This is a genomic window from Pleionea sp. WD8-19 (genome assembly GCF_055326765.1).
Genome location: NZ_JBUZOU010000012.1, coordinates 129,855 through 147,474, shown reverse-complemented (window position 1 = coordinate 147,474; position 17,620 = coordinate 129,855). Strand labels below are relative to the sequence as shown.

Below are 17,620 nucleotides of genomic sequence, written 5' to 3'. Positions count from 1 at the left end.
CACCAAAATTGTGTTGAACAACGACGCCAACAAAACCCTGTATCGTACCCACAGCGGCACGGGCCAGTTGATGCAAACCACCGACGCCAATGGCAGCGTCACGCAATACGCGTACGATGGTTTAGGTAATCCCATTGTGTTGCAAGACGCCAACGGCGCAAAAATTACCGTCACCTATAACGCACTGGGTCAAAAACTATGGGTTAACGACCCTAACATGGGCAACAAAACCTTCACTTACACCGGCTTTGGCGAAGTGGATACCGAAACCGATGCCAAAGGCCAAACCACCGATTACGATTACGATGTACTTGGGCGTTTAACTTCTCGCAAAGTGAACAACGTATTGGAAGCGAGTTTTGCGTTTGATACCGGAACCAAAGACAGCGGCGGTGTGTGCCTGGGCTTGCCGGCCAGCGAAACCGTGGCGCGCATCGGTGAAAACTTCACACGCGAATACCGTTACGACACCAAGTGCCGGCTCAAACACACCGACACCCAGATTGATGGCGAAACCTTTACGGTAACAGCGCACATCGATGACAATTTTGGTCGCGCCAAAGGGATGACGTACCCCACCGGACTCACCGTGGCGTATGAATACAACGATACCGGTTATTTAAAGCGCACTTACAACGCCGCTACCAATTATACCTATCGTCAAATCGATGAAATGGACGTCACCGGCAACTGGATAGGCGCCTCCATTGCGAATGGAAATGCCGCGATTGACCGCTCTTTCTTCCCAGAAAGCGGGCAAATGAGCATGACCACTTTGTCGAGTGGGGCGAGTGACCTGCAAAAAGTATTGTACGAGTACGACGATTACGGCAACTTGACCCAGCAAGATGTGTACAACTATTTTGTGTCCGCCACTGACCACACGTCGGAAGCCTACAGTTATGACAATATGCATCGGCTCATCACCAGTACGCTCAGCATCAATCGCACCAGTGGCCAAACCATCCATTACGCTTACGATGCGGTGGGTAACTTAAAGAAGAAAACCGACTTCAGCGCCAACGATGCTAACGCCTACAGCTACCTGGCGGTGGGCACCACACGCAGTGCAAGCAATGGCTGGGCGGGCCCGAATGCCGTGCGCAGTGTACAGCTCGCCAACGGCAGTACCCGCACCTACAGCTACGATGAAAGCGGCAACCTTACCAACGATGGGTTGCGCAGTATTTCGTACAATGCGTTTAATAAACCGGTGTACATTGGTACCAGCAGTGGAACAATCAACCCGAAACTCGACAGTCAAACCACTGCGGCAAACGATGCCTACTTTTACTACGGCGCTGACCAAATGCGTTACAAGCAGGTGAAAACCAAAAACGGTGAAACCACCACCACGGTGTACATCGATAAAGTGTTTGAACGCATTACCAAGCAAACCACCAGCGGCACCGAAGTTGAGAAAAAGCATTACATCGGTGATATCGCTGTTGTGACGGAAAAAAACACCATCAGTAACGTTACCGATTATTCCATAGGTTATTTCCACCGTGACCGTTTGGGATCCATGATCGCCATCGTCAACGAACTGGGTACCGTTATTGAAGGCCACAGCTTCGATGCCTTTGGTCGCCCACGGCAACAAAACATGGCAGACAGTGCCTTGACTATTTTGGGCTCCAGTGTCACCACACGTGGATTCACCGACCATGAGCACTTGGATGACAGTCAGTTAATTCATATGAATGGAAGAGCCTACGATTATAACCTCGGACGATTTCTGAGTGTTGACCCCTTTATTCAAGATCCGGGTAATTCACAAAGTATGAACCCTTACAGTTACATCATGAATAACCCGCTGGCTGGAACGGATCCGAGTGGGTATGTCGCTTGTAGTTCCGACGGAGATAACTGTAATCTTGGAGATATTTCTGAAGAGTTAGAGAGTGTTCAAGTAACCAAAGATGGAGATATGGTTATCAATACAAAAGATGGTAACTCATATAAGGTTGAAACGGTTAATGGTAAGAATGTAGAGGGGACACTTAAGGAAACTTATAACGCTTTAACTCAAGGACCTGAAAATATAGGCAATCAGCGACAAGTAGCAGACTCTGGGCAGTCTTTTGGTGAATGGAGAGAAAGTAAACGTGGTGAAATGAATGCATTTCAAAATGCTTTCTTAGATGGCCTAGGAGCATTAACTTCTAATCCGTTTGAGCCATTCCAGAATATGAGTGATTCATATGACGAAGGTGATGAAGATGGTACTTTAGAACATGGAGCTAATGCACTTGCATCAGTCTTTTCATTTGGCATGGGAAGTGCGGCATCTAAAACTAGAGGAACTAAATCTGGGGGGACAAAATCACCTGTTAAAGCAGATGCTGCAGGAAAAATGCGCACGAAATACCATAAGCGAACAAAAGAGGAACTGAAAGCATTGCGTGAAGAGTTTGAGAGTGTTAAACCGAAGTTTGTTAAAATGTATGCTGAAACGGCTGAAGCTGCGAAAAGATTCTCTCAAAAGCAGCTTGAGCGAATGAAAGAAAAAGGAAAGTTACCGACGGAGTTTATCATTCATCATAAGTTACCTTTGTTTAGAGGTGGTGATAACTCATTCGATAACTTTAGGGTTATGAATACCAAGTTCCACCAAAAATATAATAAAAGGCTTCATTGGTATGAAGAAGGTGATAACATCTATCATGTTGAAAAGTGAGCTTGAGAAATGAATATAGAAAAAATAAAGCAATTAATTAACTCAAAAGATGGAGTTTGTATATCCGGGCCAACAAATGAACAGGCTATTTCAAATGTAGAAAATAAATTAAACATATTATTGTGCAATGACTATAAAATATTTCTCAGGGAGTTCGGTGCGCTTGAGTGGTATGGACACTCTATATTTGGTGTGTCCGAAGATGAAGAAGTAGATACTATTTTTCATACGATGAAAGCACGAACTTCTGACATTCCAGATGATTTTACTCGGATCCCGCAAGAAGGTAATGTTCTTGAGCTATATGGAGGTGGTGGTTATTACTTTTTATTTTCTAACAATTCAGATAGAGCTGGACAAGTGGCCCTATTTTTAGATGAGCAGTATGGGGATGAAGTTGATAGTTGGCAATCACTTGAAGAGTTTCTTGAATATATGCTTGGGTTGAGTTGACAGTTTGATGCATCATGCTCTCAATGATGCGCTATATAAAGGACAAAGACAGGACGGCCACCACTTAGTTCCAAAGCCGATGCAAACCATCGGCTTCGTTCATTAAAAGCTAGCTTACCTTTCTAACACTCGCGGTTTCACCGACCACGAGCATATGGACGATGCACAACTGATTCACATGAATGGGCGGGCGTACGATTACAACCTAGGACGATTTCTTTCTGTGGATCCGTTTATTCAGAGTCCGGGTAACAGTCAGTCAATGAACCCGTACAGTTACATCATGAACAATCCGTTGGCTGGTACGGATCCGAGTGGGTATTTAGCAAAGACTGGGTCTGATTACTTTAATGACATGTGTCTACTTTGTTTCGGGACTAGCAATCAGTTGGATAGTGGGCAACAAAATCAGGATAAAGGAGCTAGAAATGATGATGATGGTAAAAGCGTAAAGTGGGGACAGATTTGTGTTCCAAATAATGGGCGTTGCGTGGGTGTTCCAAGAAATAAAGGTGAAGTAAATAATGGAGTAGATGCAAACCCATTAGCTGATGGCAGTGAAAATGAAGGTGGTCAAGGAGAAGAAGATGGTGGTAACGAAGCCGAAGAAAGTTACGAGCCCAGAGGTAGACTAGTAGACGACACGATTTACAGAGTAAAAATAAATAGACCCAGTGACGAAATGGCTAGGTTTATGGAACTGATTGCTAGGCATTATCGTTCAGAAACTTATACTACATCCAACACTAAACCGAAAGACAGTACTCCTCATAAGTCCCCTTCTTTGCCAACACTTGGTGAAATCAATACAGGGGCAGGGTTAGCAGGCATTGCAGCTACTTTAATGGATGAGAGGGCTGTTGATATCCTTAAACCTAAAGGTAACGCTATCCTTCATACCAATCCTAGGTTAAATAAAGTAAATATAGGCGTAGCTAAAAATCCATCTCAAGTTTTAGTTAATACTTCAAAATACGCTAATGTATTGGGGAGAGCAACATTAGTAGGAGCATTAGCGTACCCTGCTTATGATGCAATAAAAGATTTTAGAAACCCGTCACTCCATGGAAAAGCGAAAGCAGCATCTATGGCAAAGGCAACATTAGATATGGGTGTAGTAATGATATCAATGGCTTTTGGCGGACCTATAGGCGCAGGAATCGCACTTACATATTTAGCACTGGATTATTACTTTGATTTTAAAGGGAAGCTGACAAATATGACCTGTTGTCGACGAGAGGATGAATTTAATGACTCAAAAAATTAGCATGCTTCAAAAGCTATACTTTGTAATTTATGAATACCAGTTAAATAGAGGTCAGGGTGAAACCTCAGCTGCAAGTTGGTCATCAGCTGGATTTACATTGCTCATCTTATTTAACATTGCTGCAGTTTTACTTACTCTTGAAAAAACATTAAGTTTTGATGTTCTTGTAAATTTAAATGACTTTGTATTTAGTAGTGAAGTAGGAAAAGTAATTGTAGTTTTTGGGTATTTTGGATTGGTGACTTTCTCCTACGTAAAATATTGCAGTGAGGAAAATATTAGTCGGGCGAGATTGTTTTTTTTGCAAGATCAAGCGTTATTTAAGTTTTGGAAAATAATTACGATAGTATCAGTTATATTTACTTTTCTGTTTTTTATGTTTTCGATGATTATTTGGATTTAACTTGATAGATTTAGAGGCTAACGTAAATAAAAGAATGATGATAAAAGATCAGGAAATTTCTATTTACAGTCATATTCCAAGACGTGCCATTGTAGGGTGGGAGGTAATGCCTGATGACTGATAAACTTCAGAGCTTAAAAGTTGAAATTGATAAAGCGGCGGGAGATGTCCGAGTATCATTACGATATGATAAAAAGCTCGATATTGATGGTTTTCAAAAGCTTAAAAAATTAACTGTTGAATTTGGTGAGGTTATTCGTAAGGAGCATTTAGTTCCGAAAGATATAGTGTATGTTTTAATGGATGTGTTCGCTTCTATGTTAACTGAGGCAAAGTATGCAGACACTCAGGATAAAAAACAAATAGAGGAGTTTGCCTGGGAGTTTCAGGAGGTGTTGGATGTTGCGTTGGCAAGCAAAGTTAGGCCAGAATAAAATGTAAAAAAGTTAAGGCAGTTAAAGAGACTGTAAATAAATCTGTGTAACTGACTCAATCTGATATCCTTTAAACAGGAGGGATTTATTATGAGTCAGTTATCTCTTGAAGATATTGAAAAGTTGGCTGAAGAGCTCGGCCGCAATGTAAAAACTGAAGAAGATCTCGAAAGTATCGCTTCGGTATTCCAGAAAAAGCTTTTAGAAACAGCGCTTAATGCTGAACTTGAAGACCACCTCGGTTATTCCAAACACGATCCCAAAGGTCGTAACTCAGGCAACAGCCGCAATGGCCGAAGCAAAAAAGTACTCAAGTCAAAAAACAACCAGTTCGAGCTAGAAGTACCTCGAGATCGAGATGGCTCTTTTTCTCCGCAAATCGTTAAGAAAAATCAAACACGCTTTACAGGCCTGGACAGTAAAGTACTCTACCTTTATGCAACGGGTTGCACCACGCGAGAAATCAGCCAACAGTTGAAAGAAATCTATGACGTAGATGTATCACCGACGTTAATTTCGAACATTACTGACGCGGTAATTCAGGACGTGATTGAATGGCAAAATCGTCCGCTTGAACCGGTTTATCCCATTGTTTATCTTGACTGTATCGTGGTTAAAGTTAGACAAGACAAACGCGTCATTAATAAGTCCATTTATCTAGCATTAGCGATAAATCTGCAAGGGCAAAAAGAGCTTTTGGGTCTGTGGATTTCGGAAAACGAAGGTGCCAAGTTTTGGCTCAGTGTATTGACCGAACTGAAGAACCGCGGTCTTAAGGATGTTCTTATTGCCTGCGTGGACGGCCTTAGCGGCTTTCCTCAAGCAATTGAAGCTGTCTATCCCGACACGCGTATTCAGCTTTGTATCGTACACATGGTGCGTAACTCAATGAAATATGTGGTTTGGAAAGATTACAAAGAAGTGACCAAAGATTTAAAAGCCATTTATCAATCGATTTCCGAAACGCAAGCCATGCAAGCACTTGATGACTTTGCAGCCAAGTGGGATGACAAGTATCCACAAGTCAGCAAAATGTGGTATCGCCACTGGTCAAACTTAATCACCTTGTTTGACTATCCTGAAGAAATTCGACGAGCGATTTACACGACCAACGCCATTGAATCGCTCAACAGCGTGATTCGAAAAGTGATTAATAAACGAAAAATATTTCCACACGATGATTCAGCTATGAAGATCGTTTACTTAGCCGTTGAGCAAGCTTCGAAAAAGTGGACCATGTCAATTCGAAATTGGAAAGCGGCCTTAAATCGATTTATGATTGAATTTGAAGGCCGTTTAATTGATTATGTTTAATCTGTCAGTTACACAGAATAATTTACAGTCTCCAGTTAAAGCAAGGTGGCCATCACTTAGGTAAGCACCCAACCAAACACACCCACCCATAAGCAAGTCTCCTGAGCTTCTTGCCAGGAGACTGCAATTAATTTTCGGTTCCCGCCCACTCGGTCGTTAACATAAGCCGTTCTGTTTCTTTGAACCAGGTTGAGATGTCCTGGTACGACTGTGCTGTGTAAATACTGGATTCTTTGCGACGAGCGTTCGTGTAATCAATCGAGCCGTCCTGTGTTACATGGTAGTGGCCATTGTCCTCGTTACACTGTTCTTTGCTACAGGTTAGATATAAAGATAAATAATCTCGGCCTCTGAGTTTTATGTCACCTGCGAAATTAAAAAATTCTCGGATGCATGCGTAAAGTTCAAAGACAAATCGGTTGTCTTGAATGTTAACTGGCACAGGTTCTCCTAACCTGGATGCTGTGTAACGTTTACAGGCTTCTTGGACGAAGGCTTTGACACTTCCTATTCCTCCATTCCAATGCAGATAAACACCTATCGAACAGTTTTCGACAGAGATTGTGGCTCGGTTTCCCATGTTGGTTCCTTGGTTGTTGGTTGGTTTCATTGGGGATTGGAGGGGGGATTGTTGGAGGTTGGAAGGCGTTGGTTATCGGCAGATGTCGGGTAGTGGGGGCGGGAGTTGGATATCGGATGTTATCGGCAGATGTCGAGAAGTGGGAGTGGGAAGTCGTATATCGGAGGTTAGAGGTTACAGGGGAGATGATGAAGGCTGGAGGTTGTGGGCGGAGGTTACAGGTTGGGTGCGATGCTTGTGGTAAATGATGTGATTTAAGTGATTTTGGAGGATGTTATTGGTAGATGGTGAATTTTAAAGGTTTTTGTTACAGGTTGTGGGCGGAGGTTAAATATTGGAGGTTATCGGCCTATGGCGGAGGTTAGAGGCTACCCCCGCACTCCGAGTAAACAGGGAAGGTTGTTCTTTGACCAACACAGGGGGTTGAGGGGGAATTTTTAGCTGAAAATATACAACTTGGGCAAAAATCGGAGGTTTTGCGTTTGCACAGGGAAATGCAGAATTTATGCATATCTCGGCATTGAGATGAGGTGTCCAAAAAAATATCCTGGACAGTCCGGGAAATTTTCAGGAAGTTGGACAGCTGGAGCCCTTGGCACAGAAGGGCTTCAGGGGGTTGTCCTACTTGTCCAAGATATTTATTAATTTATAAGAAAAAAAATAATATATATAAATATAAAAAAACAGAAAAAACGTTTTCTATGAACTGGCATAGGAAACCGGAAGTCGGACACGTAGGACACACCTCTGTATCCCTTTCGTGCTCCCTGTTACCTCTGTCCAGGAAGTTATTTTTTTCCCGGACTGTCCAGGATATTTTCTTGGACACCTTTTATCGCTAAAATGAGATAAAGACAGGTAAAACGACCAAAATCCGGTATACAAGGTTGTTTTCCTGTAACCTCAAGCCGGTCCCAGGGCAACCGTTCCTCTGTTTTCGGGGGTGCGGGGGAACACATAGCCCCTAACATCTAGCCCAAAACCCAAAACACCAACCCCCGTCACCAATTCACCACCCGATAGCGGCAACCTCGGTTAATCTTTCCCAACATTCGCAACTGTTGTAGGGCCTCTCGAGCAGAATCAAAGGCATCTATCCTGTGCCATCGACCTTGTGCCCAGCTTTGCAGTTTATACATACGTGCTACCTCATATTGTCATCTGTTATTGAACACTCACTCACTAAACTTCGGCGTCTCACATTGTCAGCGGCGCGCGACTCCTTGGCCCTGTGTCATGCAACAAGTAACCTCTGACCAATGCCAACCGCCCTGTGTCCTTTGCTGTTTAACAAAGCTCCTCTAGCAAGCAACAAAGAACCTCTATCGAACAGCCTCAGCCGAACCCCCAACAAAAACAAAAGAGCAGTTTCAGGTGATGCTCAGCACCCATCACAGGAGGGGAACTCTGACGATTGGGCATACGCCTTCCAATGCTGGCTGTTTAACGAGCGCCAACGGTCACTCGACACACGCTGTCGACCTCTCACAATCGACACACGACCGGTGTTCATTGCCATTTGCTTTCTGACGATGGGTTATAACGCCTTCCATCGTTCACCAACCTCTCTCCAACAACACACAACCAATCACAAACAACAAAAAACAAAGAACAGGCTCATGGGTCATGGGTTGATGGTTCTTGAGGGTGGTTGTTCTGGGCTGATTGGTGGAGTTTGGAGGGCTTGGTTTTGTGTGCTTATGTTCTCATGTTGTCAGTATCCTCATGTGCTCATGTGCTCATGTCCTTACCGGCGCGTATCATGGGGTTTAATCAGACTTCTGCGCCATGGGTACTTGGGTGTTGGTAGGTTAACAAGGGTTGATTAAAAACGTGTTACGCCGTCCAGCGATTGAACCCGTTTAGTTGTTCGTATTCTCGGAACGTGGTGCGTGTGGTTCCAGTTTGTTTGGCTTCGATGTGGATCGAATAACGACGGATATCGAGTTCATCCAAAAAGCCTTTGCCAATGCAACGAAAACATTGCCGTTGCCATTGGCCTTTGAACATTCCGTTGTCGCAACATGGACAAGGTTGTGTGAGTTGTTTACTCTTCGGTTTGACCTTGTTACTCGTCGGCCATTGCTTAGTCTTTATCAAATACTCTTTAACCTGTTGTGCTGAGTAGCGAGGTTTTATTTTTCTTACGGTGTTCAGTGCCAACGCACTGGCAATTGAAAATTCCATCATCGTCTCCTGAAAAAGTAAGAGGGCCGAAGCCCTCAATAAATTAACCGTGCATTAAAGCGTTTAGCGATTGCTCGGTAGGCTGTTGCATTTGATCCAACTGCGTTAAAAATTTCACGACGTTGGGATCGTGCAGAGCGCTTTCCAGTTTTTCGATGGTGGCTTTGATTTGCGATTGACTGTGGGTTTCCAAATCCACATCACAAGGCATACGAATGTCGTCACCTATCCATTCGTTGTTGGCGTTGAACTCTTCAACCAAAGGTTTTAATTGTTCCCACAACTCACGCGCGAACACCCAGGATTGCACTTTACGTTCTTCGTCTTCGATGTCATCGAGTAACAGGTTGTTGTAATGATCACCAGCCACTGCTGTATCGTCCTGTCGCTTGCGTTCATAGCGCGTTGTCATTCGTTTAAGGCGGTGGCTTGTCATCACCGTTTGCGTGCCGTGTGGCGTTTCTACGGCGTCCTCGAACACATGCTTATCGGCTAATGCTGCACGAAATGCTAAGCGACTTAAACAACGCCAGGTGGTGGCATAGGCCAGTTGTCCAAAGGTGTATTGGATTTCGTCTTTGCGCAGTGGCATCGCTTCGTGAACAATGAACCCTTTCGGTTGATTGAGTTGTTCGTTGAGCAGTGATGCAATTTGCGAATAGATGGCGTTGTTGGCTTTGCGTGCCCAATCCTCTTTGGTTTGTGTCATTAAATAATGGAGCAGTGTTTCACCATCAAAACCTTTGTACTCGGTATCGTAACCGGCCACACCGAGCTGAGTTTTTTCACCCATGTTCACACGAACGGTGAGCGCGTGTTGTATTTTCGCTTGCCAGGCTTTGAGTGAACTGTAACGCGTGATACCGGAAGCGAAAGTACTGAGCACACCGTTAACCTGTGCCGTATTCGCATCCAGTGCTTTGCTGGCGGCGTGAACGATGGCCATGTACCTTGAACGGTCTTTATCACGACAAGCGCGTGTAGCGTAAATAGCCGCAGCACCTAACACTTCGCGTTGACGATCTTTATGTTGTGCAATGAGTTCGTGTTCACTCGCCGCAGCCGCTTTGAATGTCGTAACGCCACGTGACAGATGTTCGTTAAAAGTGTTGATCATGTTTTGGTATTTGTTTAATGTGTTCATGTTTATTTCCTTTCGATTTGCGTTGATTTGAAATTAAACGAAGAGATGGTCGATGTTCGCTGCATCGTCCATCTCACTTATTGAATGACCTGCAAAGATATCCGCCCAAAACTGTTCGACGTCATCTTCTTCTGCCATCAGCATTTCTTCTAATGTCTCTGTGATTGGATGCAATTCATCCCCTTCGTACGCAATGCAATACATGTCATTGTCCTCTTGTGGTTTGATTGATGGTTATGTCGCACATTGGTGTATTGGTTCGGTGCACCTGGCTCATTGCCATTTGTTCTTTAATGCAATACGCGTGTTGCATTTGTTTGTGTTTCTTTGTGATCACCTCCGTTAATGAATGTTGAATTAAGTGAATGCTGGCAACGGTAATGCACACCAATGCCGCGAGCTTTTGTTGGGTTGTCATCATGGGACTCCTAAGTAGGTTCATTGAATGAAAAACAATCGAACTCGAAGTGAAACGAATTCGATCAAGGGGCGTACTCACACAGCGAGCACATACATCCCGATTGAACCTAGGAGAGAGAATTTCTGATGGTTAAAAAAACAGCGGTATAGGTGGGTGTTTATTTCTATATATAGGTAAATAAAGGTTGTAAAATATAGGTTGTTTGGTAAAATAACAATCTCTCGGTTGAAACGGATTTCCACTCTTTCAGGAAGGAAGAGTATTCAAAGGCATTGAACGGGAGCACCATGTCCACGGCCGATATTTCAGGGAATGATTTAACGGCTCTAGGACTTCAACATCTGACGTCTCAGGAAGAGACCTATGTTCTGTATCGGGTTCGAGGGATCAACCCGAAAGCAGCAGCCAGACACGCAGGATACGGAAACCCTGTACTGGCGGTTGCTAATCTGTCAGAGCGCAAGGATGTGCAACAGGCCATTGCCTATGGACGGGAGATGGCACGGCAGGCGGCGGTGAACGCAGGAGCGTTGCAATTCACCAGGGACGATGCCACCGTCATGTATCTGGAAGCCCACGCCAAAAGCGCGAATGCCACGGAAGAAATTCGCGCCATCGACTCTCTGGTTAAGTTGCACGGACTCGCAACACCAGAGAAGGTCGAAGTGGAAATCACACGACGTGATCAATTAGAGCAGTTGGACGATAACAAGCTGCTTGAAATTGCCGGGCAAACGTTAAATATGGATCCTTCAGATTACACGGAAGTCATCGATGACACGGACTTGTCAGGAATGTCTTAAATCCTTCGCACTCGTACACATGTTCAATGACGACTTGTGTTTACGATGTGCGAAGCGAGTCGGTGAACTCACACCTTTCAATAATCACGCAGAATATCAACGTGCTCAGGACGAGTTGATCCGAATTGCTGAAGAAGAAAAGCAGTTCTTTGACAAAGAGCAAGAGGCCAAACGCGAACTGGCCGAACGCGAGTTGTCACGCCGTCGATTGTTACCTTTCATTAAACGGATGAATCCCGACTATGACCCTGGTTGGGTGCACGCGGACATTTGTCAACGTTTAGAAAAATTTGCGCAAGACATCGTTGATAAAAAATCACCGCGTTTGATGATTTTTCTTCCACCAAGATCGGGAAAATTGTGCGCGCATTCAACGCCTGTGTTAACGACTGAAGGTTGGAAAACACACGGCGAGTTGCAGGTCGGTGATTCTGTTTTTCATCCGTCCGGTAAGCCTGTAAAAGTACTTGCGTTGTCAGACGAAGCAGAAGCGGATTATGTCGTTGAGTTTACTAATGGTGAGGTCATTCGTTGTCACGGCAATCACGAATGGACAGTGTTCGACAGAAAGCAAAGGAAAGAGCGGACGGTGGAAACGCGTGAACTTTTGAAAGCTCGTTTGCGTATACATCATCGATTTCGAATGCAGTTGCCGAAAGTGCATCCATTGCAATGGCCATTCAAAACAAAAGTTTCTGTTTCGAAAAACATTGCCATCCAACGTGTTCAATTTCATCCAAACGGAGAACATGGTCGCTGCATCCAAGTTGACTCTGACGATGGTTTGTATTTGGTCGGCAAGAAGCTCATTCCCACACACAACAGCGAAATTGGCAGTAAAACGTTTCCATCCTGGTATCTCGGTCGTAATCCGAAACACGAAGTGATCACCTGTTCGTATTCCGGTGACCTGGCCAAAGATTTTTCGCGCAAGTGTCGTGATTTAATTGATTCAGATAAATACAAATCGGTTTTTAAAACACGTTTGTCACAAGCGAGTAAAAGTGTTGAGAAATGGGCAACAACCGTAGGTGGTGGATTTACTGCTGCTGGTGTCCAAGGACCAATAACCGGTCGCGGTGCGCACTTGGGCATCATCGATGATCCAGTAAAAGATCGCGAAGAAGCGGAGTCCGAAACCACACGCCAAAAAATCAAGGACTGGTATTCCTCAACCTTTTACACACGACTTGCGCCAGGTGGTGGAGTATTGATCATTCAAACCCGTTGGCACGATGATGATTTATCCGGTTGGCTGTTGTCGGTGATGCGTGAAGCCGAAGCGGAGATGAAAGTCGCCGGGCAATGGCCAGAGGACGCCGACCGATGGGAGTTGGTGGAGTATCCGGCAATAGCCACCGAAGATGAAAAATATCGCAAAGCCGGCGAACCGTTACACGCGGCACGTTATCCACTTAAAGCTTTAAACAGAATTAAGCGCACCATGATCCCACGCGACTGGGAAGCGCTTTACCAACAACGTCCGGTGTCCGAAGACGGTGATTATTTTACCAAGGACATGTTCCGTTATTACAAGCCCGGTGAATCACCTCCGTTAAAAGATTTACGCATTTATGCCGCAGGGGATTTGGCCATCAGCACCAAACAAACGGCCGATTACACGGTGTTTATTGTGGTGGGGATTGATCGCGAACAAAACATTTGGGTGCTGGATTTAAAACGCGGCCGTTGGAATTCGCTAGGTATTATCGATCGCATGTTTGACATTCAAACGCGCTGGAACCCGGAACTCTTTGGTATTGAAACCGGACAAATTGAACTGACGCTTGAACCGTTTATTATTAAAAGCGAACAAGAACGTGGCATTACACTGCGTTACGAAAAACTAAGAACACGTGGTGCCGATAAAGGCACGCGCGCACGACCCATTCAAGGGCGAATGGAACAGGGCAAAGTGGTTTTTCCGCAAGTGGACTCAACACCCTGGATGTCAGCGTTTCGCAATGAGTTGTTAAAATTTCCGCTGGGTAAACACGATGACTGTGTCGATGCCATTGCGTGGATAGGACAGATGATCCACATCTTTGGTATTCGCAACGTCAAACAACCCAAAGCGAAAGAAACCTGGCGCAATAAAATCAACAAGTACGTCAAACACGGCAGTCTCGGTCGCCACAAAAGTGGTATGGCGGCGTGAGTTTTGATAAAATGTTTTTTGAAATGTAAGTGCAGGAATTTTTAGTAATGGACTATGTTCAACGCACCGTTAACGGTGTTCAACAAACCTTAATTGATCGTCAAACCGCTGCCATTCGTCTCGGCGTTTCCGAAGCCATGATTGATTTTTTAGTCACCAACGGTGATTTAATTGCCGGTGAAGATGTGCACGGCGACGGTAATTTATTTTGGCCAGACGATGCCATTCAACACGCGTTATTGGCGTTTGAAACGGACAATACGCCGAACGTTTAACGATTTTTAACCCGGAAGGTCGATAGGAAACTGAAATGGATGTCAGTCTTCACGAAGCCATGGTGGTGGTGGGTGCGTTTATTACTGTGGCGACGTTTTATCACCGCATGTTCATTGCGCCATTAAAACTCAAACTGGATGAGAACACGCACGACATTACTCGTGTGCAAATCAATCACGCCGAATTTTCCACCAACGTAAAGCATCTTGCCGATGCCATTAACCGTTTTACTGAACGTCTCGACCGCATCGAAGAGAAACAGTGATGACGGATAAGGTGCACACGACCCGTGACACGGACCGTCATTGGGTGGCTCGTCAAAATTGGGAACGGTTTCTGGAAGCGGAAAGTGCCGGTCATCACGAATGGGTGGAGAAAGCGCGCCGGTTCAGTGATTTTTATTTTGGTGAGCAGTGGGACGAGCGCGATCGCAATCGGTTAGAAGGCGAAGGTCGACCGGCCCTCACTCTCAACATGATTTTATCGACTGTGAACGCCATGATTGGCGAACAGCTTGAACGCAAAGTCGAAATCACCTGGAAGCCCGGTCGCAATGGCAATGAAAACACGGCCTTTGCATTGAACGCAGTGACACGTGCGGTACTCAATGCCAATCATTACGAAGACATCGAAGAAATTGTGTTTGCTGATGGCATCATCACCGACCGGGGTTACTTTGATGTGCGCATGGATTTTTCGAAAAACCTTCAGGGTGACATTGTTATTACGCACGAAGACCCCGAAGACATCATCCCCGACCCTGAAGCCAAAGATATGGATCCGTCGACCTGGAATCAGGTCTTTATTGTGCGCTGGATGACACCGGATGAAATTGAAGAAACCTACGGCCATGATAAAGCGGCAGAAGTCAGGCGCATTGCGGCCAACGGTTTTAACCAGGCCGACAACTTCGATTATTTTAAAAAATCCTTTGGTGGTCCAATAGCACAGGTTGACGGTGAAGAGGTGCGCAAACTGCGCCGCGTAAAAGTCATCGAACGGCAACATTTTAAATTGTGTTCGCAGTGGAACTATGTGGATTTAGCCACCGGTGATTTACGTCCTATTCCGTTTGGCACATCACGACAAGAACGCGAAGCCTTTGCTGAACAATACGGACTCGGTTTGCACAAAACGCGTGGTCGTCGTGTGCGGCAAACGATATCGGTTGATGATGTGTTGTTGATGGACGATTGGTCGATTTATCGCTCTTTTACCATAGTGCCTTACTTTCCGTATTTTCGTCGCGGTAAACCTTTTGGTGTGGTGCGTAATCTGGTGGACCCTCAAAACCTACTCAATAAAACCAGCTCGCAGGAATTGCACATTGTGAATACCACTGCGAACTCCGGTTGGATTGTGCAAGAAGATTCACTGGTGGATATGGACCAGGAGGACTTGGAAGAGCGTGGTGCGGAAACCGGTTTGGTGCTGACCTTTAAACGCGGTTATGAAAAGCCGGAGAAAATTAAACCGAACCAAATTCCAACCGGCATTGAACGCATCAGTCAGAAAGCTGCGGTGACCATTCGCGAAATCAGTGCGATTAATGCCTCGATGGTGGGAGCGGCACGTCCCGACCAAAGTGGTAAAGCGCAAGAGATGTCGATTGGCCGTTCGCAAATTCAGGTGTCGGTGGTGCTCAACAATTTAAAACGTGCACGACGTTGTGTGGCCAATAAAGTGTTGGAATTGGTGCAGGATTTTTACACCGAAACCCGCTACTTCGAATTGGTTGACCAACGCATGTTCGGTGCGGCGAACGATGGAGAGCTGGTGATTAACGCAGAAGACGATGACGGTAACATTATTAACGATGTGACCCTGGGTGAGTACACCTGTCACATAGGTCACGCGCCAAACGGCGGCACCATGCAGCAACTGGAATTTACCGAGGCAACGCAACTTCGAGAACTTGGCGTTCAAGTGCCCGACCACTTCCTGGTGCAGTATTCGAACCTTACCAAGAAAAACGAATTGGTGGAGTTTCTGAAAAACGCACAAGGTTATGGTGAACCGACACCGGAAGAAGCGCAGCTGCAAGAGTTGCAAATGCAACACCAAGTCAATCGACTCACCAAAGAAATTGAAATGCTCGATGCTGAAGTTCAGGAAAAATTGGCAAGTGCTAAAGAACGTATGGCGAAGGCCACATCTCTTGAAGGTTTTAATCAGGCGAAACTGGAGCTGTTAAAACTCGAAAGCGAACGTGACATGAAACAGCAAGACATTCGTTTACGCATTGCGTTAGCTGCGCGCAGTCACGAAAACCAAAATTCACTTAACGATAAACGCTTGTCGACACAATTGGCGATGAAGTCGATGGACCATCTCATTGCCAGGGCACAAGCACGTTCACCTACTTCAAAAGGAAATGCAAATGGATAACGATGCTCTCATGGAAACGATTAACGAGTTTGGCGGTGATACGCATTGGGACGATGAGTCTACAGAAAGTATCAATCGCGGTGATGAGTTTACCGATGAAACAGAAACGGTTTTGAGTGACGACGATGAGTTGGTAGTGGAGACCGACGATACCGAAAATGAATCAAGCGCTGACGAAGAAAGCGAGCCCGAATCTTCAGAAGAGGAAACGGCTGACGAAACTGAAGCGGAAGAGTGCGTAGAGGAAGAGCACGCGAGCGATGATCCCAATACGCATCGTGTGCCACGCTCTCGTTTAAACAAAGAAGTTGCCAAACGTCGAGCGGCCGAGCAAGAACTGAAAAAGCTTAAGGCGCAACTCACCCAGGACAAAGTTGAAGAGCCAACGACCAAAGACCTGGAGCCTTCGGTGAGTGTCGATGCCAACGAGTTTAAAACGTTAATGGATGCCATGATGGATGGCGAATCGGAACAGGCTCTGGGACTTTTTCAGAAGATGCTGCAGAACACGGCACTGCAAGCCGCGAAAGTGGCAACCGAAAACGCTGAAGCCAAAGCCAAGGCCAACACGCAGGAAGAAATTGCTTATCAAGCAGAGCAAAGTGAATTGCAACAACGGGCCGTCACCATCAGCCAGCGTTATCCAGAACTCGACATTAATTCCGAATTTGCCGACGAAGGGTTGATTGAAGAAGTCATCGGCCTGCGGGATGTGTACATGAACCGAGGGTTACGTGCCGGAGATGCGTTGGATAAGGCGGTGAAGTTAATTGCCACGGAAAATGAATTGCGTGACCGTACTGTTAAACAAAAGCCAGAGCTTAAGAAAAAGCCAACCGATGTGAAACGAAAACTGGAACTGGCTTCACGTGAGAAAGGGCGACTGGGCGGTGAAACACGCCGTGAGATGAAACCGAAATACGATATTGCTTCCATGTCGGATGAAGAGTTTGCGGGACTGTCGAAAGAGGATAAAGCGCGTGCTCGGGGGGATATGGTTTGACGCAGCACTTTATAGCATATCCCAATATCACTCTAAAGGTCTGTAATAATAATTTATTCGTTGATACTATGAAAACGCTGAATAAAATAATTTCTTTCGGGAGTAAATT

Annotated in this window: 17 protein-coding genes and 1 pseudogene; 12 read left to right on the top strand and 6 right to left on the bottom strand. The window is 45.3% G+C overall.

Features of this window, described 5'->3' with window-relative positions:
- The 6 genes and pseudogenes from ACTUJY_RS14650 to ACTUJY_RS14625 all read left to right on the top strand — a co-directional run.
- A partial coding sequence (locus ACTUJY_RS14650; protein WP_463616856.1) for an RHS repeat domain-containing protein occupies nucleotides 1–2,680 on the top strand: 2,680 nt, incomplete at its 5' end.
- Nucleotides 2,681–2,689: 9 nt separating this feature from the next.
- Nucleotides 2,690–3,133: an SMI1/KNR4 family protein gene (locus tag ACTUJY_RS14645; protein ID WP_463616855.1), complete on the top strand. Its 444-nt coding sequence runs from the start codon at nucleotides 2,690–2,692 to the stop codon at nucleotides 3,131–3,133.
- 133 nt (nucleotides 3,134–3,266) lie between these two features.
- Nucleotides 3,267–4,400, top strand: a pseudogene (locus tag ACTUJY_RS14640) (RHS repeat-associated core domain-containing protein); the annotation flags it as partial.
- Nucleotides 4,384–4,803, top strand: coding sequence for a hypothetical protein (locus ACTUJY_RS14635; RefSeq protein WP_463616854.1), 420 nt, complete (start codon nucleotides 4,384–4,386; stop codon nucleotides 4,801–4,803). The pseudogene ACTUJY_RS14640 and the gene ACTUJY_RS14635, both read left to right, overlap by 17 nt.
- A gap of 113 nt (nucleotides 4,804–4,916) precedes the next feature.
- On the top strand, nucleotides 4,917–5,237 hold the full coding sequence (locus tag ACTUJY_RS14630) for a hypothetical protein (protein WP_463616853.1): 321 nt from the start codon (nucleotides 4,917–4,919) through the stop codon (nucleotides 5,235–5,237).
- Between the two features lie 90 nt (nucleotides 5,238–5,327).
- Nucleotides 5,328–6,551: an IS256 family transposase gene (locus tag ACTUJY_RS14625; RefSeq protein ID WP_463616852.1), complete on the top strand. Its 1,224-nt coding sequence runs from the start codon at nucleotides 5,328–5,330 to the stop codon at nucleotides 6,549–6,551.
- Nucleotides 6,552–6,678: 127 nt separating this feature from the next.
- Here the strand turns inward: ACTUJY_RS14625 and ACTUJY_RS14620 are convergent, their stop codons facing one another.
- The 6 genes from ACTUJY_RS14620 to ACTUJY_RS14595 all read right to left on the bottom strand — a co-directional run bounded on the left by ACTUJY_RS14620 (nucleotide 6,679) and on the right by ACTUJY_RS14595 (nucleotide 10,880).
- Nucleotides 6,679–7,131 carry a hypothetical protein gene (locus tag ACTUJY_RS14620; RefSeq protein ID WP_463616851.1) on the bottom strand — a complete coding sequence of 151 codons (453 nt, stop codon included), beginning with the start codon at nucleotides 7,129–7,131 and terminating at the stop codon, nucleotides 6,679–6,681.
- Between the two features lie 1,001 nt (nucleotides 7,132–8,132).
- Complete coding sequence (locus tag ACTUJY_RS14615; RefSeq protein ID WP_463616850.1) at nucleotides 8,133–8,270, bottom strand: hypothetical protein; 138 nt, start codon at nucleotides 8,268–8,270, stop codon at nucleotides 8,133–8,135.
- A 697-nt stretch (nucleotides 8,271–8,967) separates the two neighbouring features.
- Complete coding sequence (locus ACTUJY_RS14610; RefSeq protein WP_463616849.1) at nucleotides 8,968–9,318, bottom strand: hypothetical protein; 351 nt, start codon at nucleotides 9,316–9,318, stop codon at nucleotides 8,968–8,970.
- A 43-nt stretch (nucleotides 9,319–9,361) separates the two neighbouring features.
- Nucleotides 9,362–10,462: a hypothetical protein gene (locus tag ACTUJY_RS14605; protein WP_463616848.1), complete on the bottom strand. Its 1,101-nt coding sequence runs from the start codon at nucleotides 10,460–10,462 to the stop codon at nucleotides 9,362–9,364.
- 33 nt (nucleotides 10,463–10,495) lie between these two features.
- Nucleotides 10,496–10,666: a hypothetical protein gene (locus ACTUJY_RS14600; protein ID WP_463616847.1), complete on the bottom strand. Its 171-nt coding sequence runs from the start codon at nucleotides 10,664–10,666 to the stop codon at nucleotides 10,496–10,498.
- Between the two features lies 1 nt (nucleotide 10,667).
- On the bottom strand, nucleotides 10,668–10,880 hold the full coding sequence (locus ACTUJY_RS14595) for a hypothetical protein (RefSeq protein ID WP_463616846.1): 213 nt from the start codon (nucleotides 10,878–10,880) through the stop codon (nucleotides 10,668–10,670).
- 290 nt (nucleotides 10,881–11,170) lie between these two features.
- Between ACTUJY_RS14595 and ACTUJY_RS14590 the strand changes: the two genes are divergently transcribed.
- Genes ACTUJY_RS14590 through ACTUJY_RS14565 form a run of 6 tightly spaced genes read left to right on the top strand, consistent with a single transcriptional unit; the run spans nucleotide 11,171 to nucleotide 17,511 of the window.
- Nucleotides 11,171–11,686, top strand: coding sequence for a hypothetical protein (locus ACTUJY_RS14590; RefSeq protein WP_463616845.1), 516 nt, complete (start codon nucleotides 11,171–11,173; stop codon nucleotides 11,684–11,686).
- Complete coding sequence (gene terL, locus ACTUJY_RS14585) at nucleotides 11,658–13,844, top strand: phage terminase large subunit (RefSeq protein WP_463616844.1); 2,187 nt, start codon at nucleotides 11,658–11,660, stop codon at nucleotides 13,842–13,844. Before ACTUJY_RS14590 ends, terL begins: the two co-directional genes overlap by 29 nt.
- A gap of 47 nt (nucleotides 13,845–13,891) precedes the next feature.
- Nucleotides 13,892–14,119 (top strand): hypothetical protein, encoded by a 228-nt coding sequence (locus ACTUJY_RS14580; protein WP_463616843.1) that lies wholly within the window; start codon nucleotides 13,892–13,894, stop codon nucleotides 14,117–14,119.
- A 35-nt stretch (nucleotides 14,120–14,154) separates the two neighbouring features.
- On the top strand, nucleotides 14,155–14,385 hold the full coding sequence (locus ACTUJY_RS14575) for a hypothetical protein (RefSeq protein WP_463616842.1): 231 nt from the start codon (nucleotides 14,155–14,157) through the stop codon (nucleotides 14,383–14,385).
- Nucleotides 14,385–16,508 carry a portal protein gene (locus ACTUJY_RS14570; RefSeq protein WP_463616841.1) on the top strand — a complete coding sequence of 708 codons (2,124 nt, stop codon included), beginning with the start codon at nucleotides 14,385–14,387 and terminating at the stop codon, nucleotides 16,506–16,508. The genes ACTUJY_RS14575 and ACTUJY_RS14570 overlap by 1 nt, the downstream gene beginning before the upstream one ends.
- Nucleotides 16,501–17,511, top strand: a complete 1,011-nt coding sequence (locus tag ACTUJY_RS14565) for a hypothetical protein (protein WP_463616840.1) — start codon at nucleotides 16,501–16,503, stop codon at nucleotides 17,509–17,511. The genes ACTUJY_RS14570 and ACTUJY_RS14565 overlap by 8 nt, the downstream gene beginning before the upstream one ends.
- Nucleotides 17,512–17,620 lie beyond the last annotated feature (109 nt).